The organism is Kosakonia sp. (assembly GCF_032104925.1).
Taxonomy (GTDB): domain Bacteria; phylum Pseudomonadota; class Gammaproteobacteria; order Enterobacterales; family Enterobacteriaceae; genus Kosakonia.
On sequence record NZ_DAMCGF010000008.1, the window covers coordinates 182,277 to 189,047 of the forward strand.

The window sequence follows — 6,771 nt, forward strand, 5'->3', positions numbered from 1 at the left end:
TTACCCCGCCTGCCGCAGCGCGCCTGCGCCAAAGCGTACGCTGAAACGCTGGCGTTTGCGGTAGGCATAAACATCTTCGACATGCCCTTCGCGGATGCGCGCCTGCAATCCGCGCCAGTAATCGGCACGCAGTAGATCGGCATGCATCTCTTCGAATAGCGGACCGATTTCCGGATCGGCGCACAACCAGTGGCGAAACTCCTGCGGGAAGACATCGCCTGGCGACACGCTGTACCACGGTTCGGCGCTAAGCTCATCTTCGGGGTAACGCGGCGCGGGAATGTCGCGGAAATTCACTTCGGTCATGTAACAAATTTCGTCGTAATCGTAGAACACCACGCGCCCGTGACGGGTGACGCCGAAGTTCTTAAACAGCATGTCGCCGGGGAAAATATTGGCGGCGGCCAGCTGGCGAATGGCGTTACCATACTCCTCTACCGCGTCGCGCAGTTGCTGACCTTTAACCTGCTCGAACCACAGATTGAGCGGCACCATACGCCGCTCAATATAGAGATGGCTGATGACGATGCGATCGCCGAGATCGGTGATTTTGCCTGGAGCTTGTTCCAGCAAAAGCGCCATGAGTGCCGGGGCAATCTGCCGTTTTTCCAGCACAAAGTTTTCAAACTCTTGTGTATCAGCCATACGCCCCACGCGGTCATGTTCTTTGACCAGTTGATAGCAGGCACGAACGTGCGCGGCGCTCATCTCTTTTTGCGGGGGAAAGACATCTTTTATCACCTTAAATACCCGGTCAAAACCGGGCAACGTAAACACCAGCATCACCATGCCGCGAATGCCTGGCGCTTCAATAAACTGCTCGTTACTGGCGTTGATGTAATTTAAATATTCGCGGTAGCTTTCCGTTTTGCCGTGTTTCTGGCAACCAATTGCCATATACAGTTCAGCAGTGGTTTTACCGGGCAGGATCTCGCGCAGCCACTCGACTGTCGCGGCGGGCAGCGGGGCGTAAACCATAAAATAGGAGCGGGCAAAACCAAACACGATGCTGGCTTCCGCCGATGTGGTCAGACAGGTATCGACAAACAGCTCACCGTCATCGCTGCGGTGAAGCGGCAACAAGAACGGCAGCGTAGCCGACGGGGTAATAAGCTTGCCCACCAGCCAGGCGGCCTTGTTGCGGTAAAACAACTCGTTCGCCACCTGCAAGTGAGAGTGAGCAAGGGTTTCGCTGCCAAACGCTTCCTGCAAATGTGCGGTGATATAACTCACGTCACGCGCTTTATCCTGCCACGGCAGGCGCAGCGGCAAATCCGACAGCACTTTGGTCAGCAGTGCTTCCCAGCCGCGTTCCGGCCAGAATGCTTTGGCTAATGGGCGCGGGATGGTGCGAAAGCGGCGTTCCGGTTGCGAGCTAAAGATAAACAACCGTTCGGGCGTGAGAGAGCGGTGATCGAACAGCCGACAATAGACTGAATTAAAGAAACTTTCGGCGATTTCAAAGCGGGGATAATCCGGCAACAGTTGCGTGTAGTGCTCTTTGACGCGCAGCAAAAACGCGGCGTCCGGGCTTTGGCTGTCGGTGATGCAACGCAGTTGCTCGACGACCAGACCAACATGGTGATCATAAAGGTGAATGCGCTGTTTCATCGCCTGCTGAACAGCATGCCAGTCGGCTTGTTCAAAGCGCTGTTGCGCGCCGGAGGTCACTTCCAGAAAACGACCATACTGGGCATCAAAGCCTTGCAGGATGGTTTGGGCAATTAACAGTTCCAGACCACGCGACATCGTATTCCCCAGGCATTAGCCCGGCAGGCAAATTGCTACCGGGCAGATTGACGATTAGAACTGAGCTTCTTCCGTTGAACCCGTCAACGCCGTTACCGACGAGGCGCCGCCCTGAATAATGGTGGTGACTTTGTCGAAGTAACCGGTCCCCACTTCCTGCTGGTGAGAAACGAAGGTGTAGCCCTCTTTGCCTGCGGCGAACTCTGGCTGCTGCACTTTTTCGACGTAGTGCTTCATCCCTTCGCCCTGCGCGTACGCGTGGGCTAAATCGAACATGTTGAACCACATGCTGTGGATGCCCGCGAGGGTGATGAACTGGAACTTGTACCCCATATCTGATAGCTCCTGCTGGAAGCGGGAGATGGTGTTGTCATCAAGGTTCTTTTTCCAGTTAAACGACGGCGAGCAGTTGTACGCCAGCAGCTTACCAGGGTATTTCGCGTGGATCGCATCGGCGAAACGGCGCGCCAGGTTCAGGTCTGGCGTGGAGGTTTCACACCACACCAGATCGGCATATGGCGCGTAAGCCAGACCGCGGCTGATCGCCTGCTCAATGCCCGCATGGGTGCGGTAAAACCCTTCGCTGGTACGTTCGCCGGTGATAAACGCGCTGTCATACGGGTCGCAATCTGAGGTAATCAGATCGGCGGCATCGGCATCGGTGCGCGCCACCAACAACGTCGGAACACCCATTACATCCGCCGCCAGACGCGCCGCCACCAGTTTCTGCACCGCTTCTTGCGTTGGCACTAACACTTTGCCACCCATATGGCCGCATTTTTTCACCGACGCGAGCTGATCTTCGAAATGTACTGCCGCCGCACCGGCTTCAATCATCGATTTCATCAGCTCAAAGGCGTTCAGTACGCCACCAAAACCCGCTTCGGCATCTGCGACGATCGGCAGGAAGTAGTCGACAAAGCGCGGGTCACCCGGCTCAATACCGGAAGACCACTGAATTTGATCGGCGCGACGAAACGTATTATTGATGCGCTCGACCACCGACGGCACGGAGTTTGCCGGGTAGAGCGACTGGTCCGGGTACATGCTGGCGGCGAGGTTAGCATCTGCCGCCACCTGCCAGCCGGAGAGATACACCGCTTCGATTCCCGCTTTCGCCTGCTGCAGCGCCTGCCCGCCCGTCAGCGCGCCAAGGCTGTTGATGTACCCTTTTTTCGATTCGCCATGCAGCAAGCGCCACATTTTCGCCGCGCCCAGTTGCGCCAGCGTGCATTCCGGATTGACCGAGCCGCGTAACTTCACCACATCTTCCGCGCTATAAGGGCGGCGAATGCCTTCCCAGCGCGGCTGCGTCCACTCTTTTTGTAATTCTTCGACTTGTTGGGTACGGGTTTTCATATACAGATGCTCCATATTCTTCTCCTGGCTCGCCAGGCGTTATTGGTGAAGGCAGTTTGGCCACGACCAGCGCACGAAAACCGCAACGTGCTGGTGATACGTAAGGATGTTGAGCACTGTCCAGGGCCAAATTGGCGAACAAAATAGTCCGGGCGATTACGCCAGCAGGCGGTAGCCAGGTAACGTTAGGAAGTCGATCAGCTCATCAGAGGTGGTGATCTGCTCCATCAGGCGCGCGGCATCGTTAAAACGCCCGCTGCTAAAACGGTGCTCACCCAGCTCTTCCTGAATAACCAGCATCTCTTCGGCCAGCATCTGGCGGAACAGCGCTTTAGTGACCGGCTTGCCGTTGCTCAGCGTTTTTTCGTGGTGGATCCACTGCCAGATTGAGGTACGGGAGATTTCCGCCGTGGCAGCATCTTCCATCAGCCCGTAGATCGGCACGCAGCCATTGCCGGAGATCCACGCTTCGATGTACTGCACCGCGACGCGTATATTGGCGCGCATGCCCTCTTCGGTGCGCTCGCCTTCACAAGGTGCCAGCAGATCTTCTGCGGTGATCGGCGCATCGTCTTCACGGCTGACAAAGAGTTGGTTTTTGTGTTCGCCCAGCGCCGCGTTGAATACCTCCATGACCGTGTCGCCAAGACCCGGATGCGCAATCCAGGTGCCATCGTGGCCGTTATTCGCTTCGAGCTGTTTATCGGCTTTTACTTTGTTCAGCACCCAGTTGTTACGTTCGGTGTCTTTGCTGGGGATGAACGCCGCCATACCGCCCATCGCGAAAGCGCCGCGACGATGGCAGGTTTTGATCAGCAGACGTGAATAGGCACTGAGGAACGGTTTATCCATCGTCACCACCTGGCGGTCAGGCAACACGCGATCCGGGTAGTTTTTCAGCGTCTTGATGTAGCTGAAGATGTAATCCCAGCGTCCGCAGTTCAGGCCAACAATATGGTCGCGCAGCGCGTGCAGGATCTCATCCATCTGGAATACCGCGGGCAAGGTTTCAATCAGCAGCGTGGCTTTGATGGTGCCGCGCGGCAAATTGAAACGATCCTCGGTAAAGCTGAAGACTTCGCTCCACCATGCAGCTTCTTGCCATGACTGCGTTTTCGGCAGGTAGAAATAGGGGCCGCTGCCTTTGGCGAGCAGTTTTTTGTGGTTGTGGAAAAAGTAGAGCGCGAAATCGAACAGGCTGCCCGGAATGGCCTCGTCGCGCCAGGTGACGTGTTTTTCCGGCAGGTGTAAACCACGCACTCGGCAAACCAGCACCGCCGGGTTTGGCTTCAGTTGGTAGATCTTACCCGCTTCATTGGTGTAGCTGATGGTGCCGTTGACGGCATCGCGCAGGTTGATCTGCCCGTCGATCACTTTGTCCCAGTTTGGTGCCAGCGAATCTTCAAAATCCGCCATGAACACCTTCACATTGGCATTCAGCGCGTTGATCACCATTTTGCGCTCAACCGGTCCGGTAATTTCAACGCGGCGGTCCAGCAGATCGTCGGGAATTCCCCGGATCGTCCAGTCACCTTCACGAATGGAAGCTGTTTCCGAAATAAAATCAGGCAACGTACCGGCATCGATCTGTTGCTGCTGATGCACGCGCGCGGCCAGCAGTTGATTGCGCTTTGGCGTAAAGCGGGTGACCAGCTCGCTCAGGAATTCCACGGCTGCCGGGGTGAGAATCTGCTTCTCTTGTTCACCGTGCGGTCGCGTAAAGGCCAGTTCATCGGTTGTTGTCGCCTGTTGTGTCATGGTGCGATTCCTCTTTTTTGCAGCAAAGACATTTCCCAATGCCAACGAAGATCGGGTGTGCAGTTTTCGTTCAGCAGGATCAATCCTGGCTAATAATTTCTCCAAAATCAAAAACAATTTCCATTTTTAAATTAAAATGCAAATAACCATTTGATAAAAAAGAGGTTATAGTTTTATTGTGTTGAGAAGTGATTTTCGCAAATAAAAAAGGCACCCGAAGGTGCCTGTAATAAGGGGCTGAAACGCTTAATCCAGCGTCGGATTCATATGGCTCAGATCGTATGGCGTGATCTGGTAGACGTAGTAATTGAGCCAGTTGATAAACAGCAAATTGCCGTGGCTGCGCCAGGATGCTCGTGGTTTATTCTGCGGATCGTCATGAGGAAAATAGTTGTGCGGTAGCGCCGGGCTTAGCCCGGCATCCACATCGCGGAAGAACTCGTCTGCCAGTGTGTTGGCATCATATTCCGGATGGCCGGTAACGAAGGCGATACGTTTGTCTTTGCTGGCGAACAGGTAGGCGTCGCCCTCTTCCGTCTGGGCGAGGATCTCTAAATCGGTGTAGTCGCGGATCAATGCAGCCGGGAAATCGGCATAACGCGAGTGTGGTGCCAGAAAAACATCATCAAAACCACGCGTCAGCAATGCGTGAGGATGAAGGATGTGGTGTTCATATACGCCGGAGAGTTTTTCGGTGCGGGTCTGTTTGGGGATACCATAAAGGATGTTTAACGCGGCTTGTACCGCCCAACAGACAAACAGGGTGGAGGTGACATGATCTTTTGCCCACTCCAGAACTTGCTCGATTTGCGGCCAGTAGGCCACGTCGTTAAATTCAACTAAGCCTAATGGCGCACCGGTGACGATCAGGCCATCGTAGTTTTCATCACGGATGTCATCGAAATTACAGTAAAAGGTATTGAGGTGCTCGGCCGGTGTGTTGCGTGATTCACGCGAGTCGATACGCAGCAGGCGCACATCAACTTGTAGCGGTGAGTTTGACAGCAAGCGCAGGAACTGGTTTTCCGTCTCAATCTTCTTTGGCATCAGATTGAGGATCAGCACCTTCAGCGGGCGGATTTCCTGCACTGTTGCGCGCGATGTCGTCATCACAAAGACATTCTCATCACGCAAGAAATTGACGGCTGGCAGCTCGTCCTGCACCCGAATCGGCATATCTTATACCCTCACTGCATACGTTTAAACGTTTAGACATCCAGATAGCCGAAGATACCCAGGAATCGGCAAAATGTCGAGTCCGCAAGTGAAAGGTGAGAAAGTTTCACGTCGCGGCCTGTGTAGCATTGATATTAGCTAATGATTTTCGGTTTGTTATCGCGCTGAGAGGGGGGCATTTTCGATTGGTTCAGTGCTGCCAGTACGTGTTGATCGCTAAGCGGTGTCTGGCTGGCAACGACCTGCGGGTAACGGCATCGGCCTTGCGAAGCGCCAAAAGTCATTTCAAGAATGGCGCGCTCTTCGACGGGCGATAAGCCGCCTTCATTCATTTCCAGCGCATGCGCGAGGATAGCTAAACGCCCCATGCCCGGAAGTGCGTGCCAGAATGCGCGCGGTGCAACTTGCAGAATCAAATCTTGTAATAGCTTTTCCGCCGGGAAAAAGTCTGCGATGAGTATTCGCTGGTTGCTGAAAGTTTGGCTACCCGATACCTGCTGCTGAGTCTGGAGGTTACGCACAACCATGCGATTTTTATAAAGCTGGGCGTACAGAACGATCATTGAGATGTCCTTTAGCGATAAATGGAGCTGAAACAATAGCAAAAAAGCCCCGCGCTTTCGCATGAGGCTTTGTTCTGGACAGGCAGTCACGTCTTTTGTGCGCTGGTCCCGGAGGCAGGGTGTGCCGGTACTAAACCTGAATGATATTGAGCAGATAGTAACGTTT

Annotated in this window: 5 protein-coding genes; all 5 read right to left on the minus strand. The window is 54.4% G+C overall.

The features are described from left to right. On the minus strand, window positions 1-1,749 hold the full coding sequence (gene aceK, locus RT644_RS17065) for a bifunctional isocitrate dehydrogenase kinase/phosphatase (protein ID WP_045511665.1): 1,749 nt from the start codon (window positions 1,747-1,749) through the stop codon (window positions 1-3). A gap of 54 nt (window positions 1,750-1,803) precedes the next feature. Continuing rightward, the gene (gene aceA / locus RT644_RS17070) at window positions 1,804-3,108 is read right to left on the minus strand and encodes an isocitrate lyase (RefSeq protein ID WP_045511877.1); all 1,305 of its coding nucleotides are present in this window, start codon (window positions 3,106-3,108) and stop codon (window positions 1,804-1,806) included. A gap of 156 nt (window positions 3,109-3,264) precedes the next feature. Next, window positions 3,265-4,866: a malate synthase A gene (aceB, locus tag RT644_RS17075; protein ID WP_313627351.1), complete on the minus strand. Its 1,602-nt coding sequence runs from the start codon at window positions 4,864-4,866 to the stop codon at window positions 3,265-3,267. A gap of 246 nt (window positions 4,867-5,112) precedes the next feature. Beyond that, window positions 5,113-6,042 (minus strand): homoserine O-succinyltransferase, encoded by a 930-nt coding sequence (metA, locus tag RT644_RS17080; RefSeq protein WP_020456077.1) that lies wholly within the window; start codon window positions 6,040-6,042, stop codon window positions 5,113-5,115. Between the two features lie 134 nt (window positions 6,043-6,176). Beyond that, the gene (locus tag RT644_RS17085; protein WP_020456076.1) at window positions 6,177-6,605 is read right to left on the minus strand and encodes a YjaA family stress response protein; all 429 of its coding nucleotides are present in this window, start codon (window positions 6,603-6,605) and stop codon (window positions 6,177-6,179) included. Window positions 6,606-6,771: the final 166 nt, after the last annotated feature.

Bases quoted from the DNA above. Each gene is read 5' to 3' on its own strand.
- aceK (WP_045511665.1), bottom strand. From the start codon at position 1,749: ATGTCGCGTGGTCTGGAACTGTTAATTGCCCAAACCATCCTGCAAGGC.
- aceA (WP_045511877.1), bottom strand. From the start codon at position 3,108: ATGAAAACCCGTACCCAACAAGTCGAAGAATTACAAAAAGAGTGGACG.
- aceB (WP_313627351.1), bottom strand. From the start codon at position 4,866: ATGACACAACAGGCGACAACAACCGATGAACTGGCCTTTACGCGACCG.
- metA (WP_020456077.1), bottom strand. From the start codon at position 6,042: ATGCCGATTCGGGTGCAGGACGAGCTGCCAGCCGTCAATTTCTTGCGT.
- RT644_RS17085 (WP_020456076.1), bottom strand. From the start codon at position 6,605: ATGATCGTTCTGTACGCCCAGCTTTATAAAAATCGCATGGTTGTGCGT.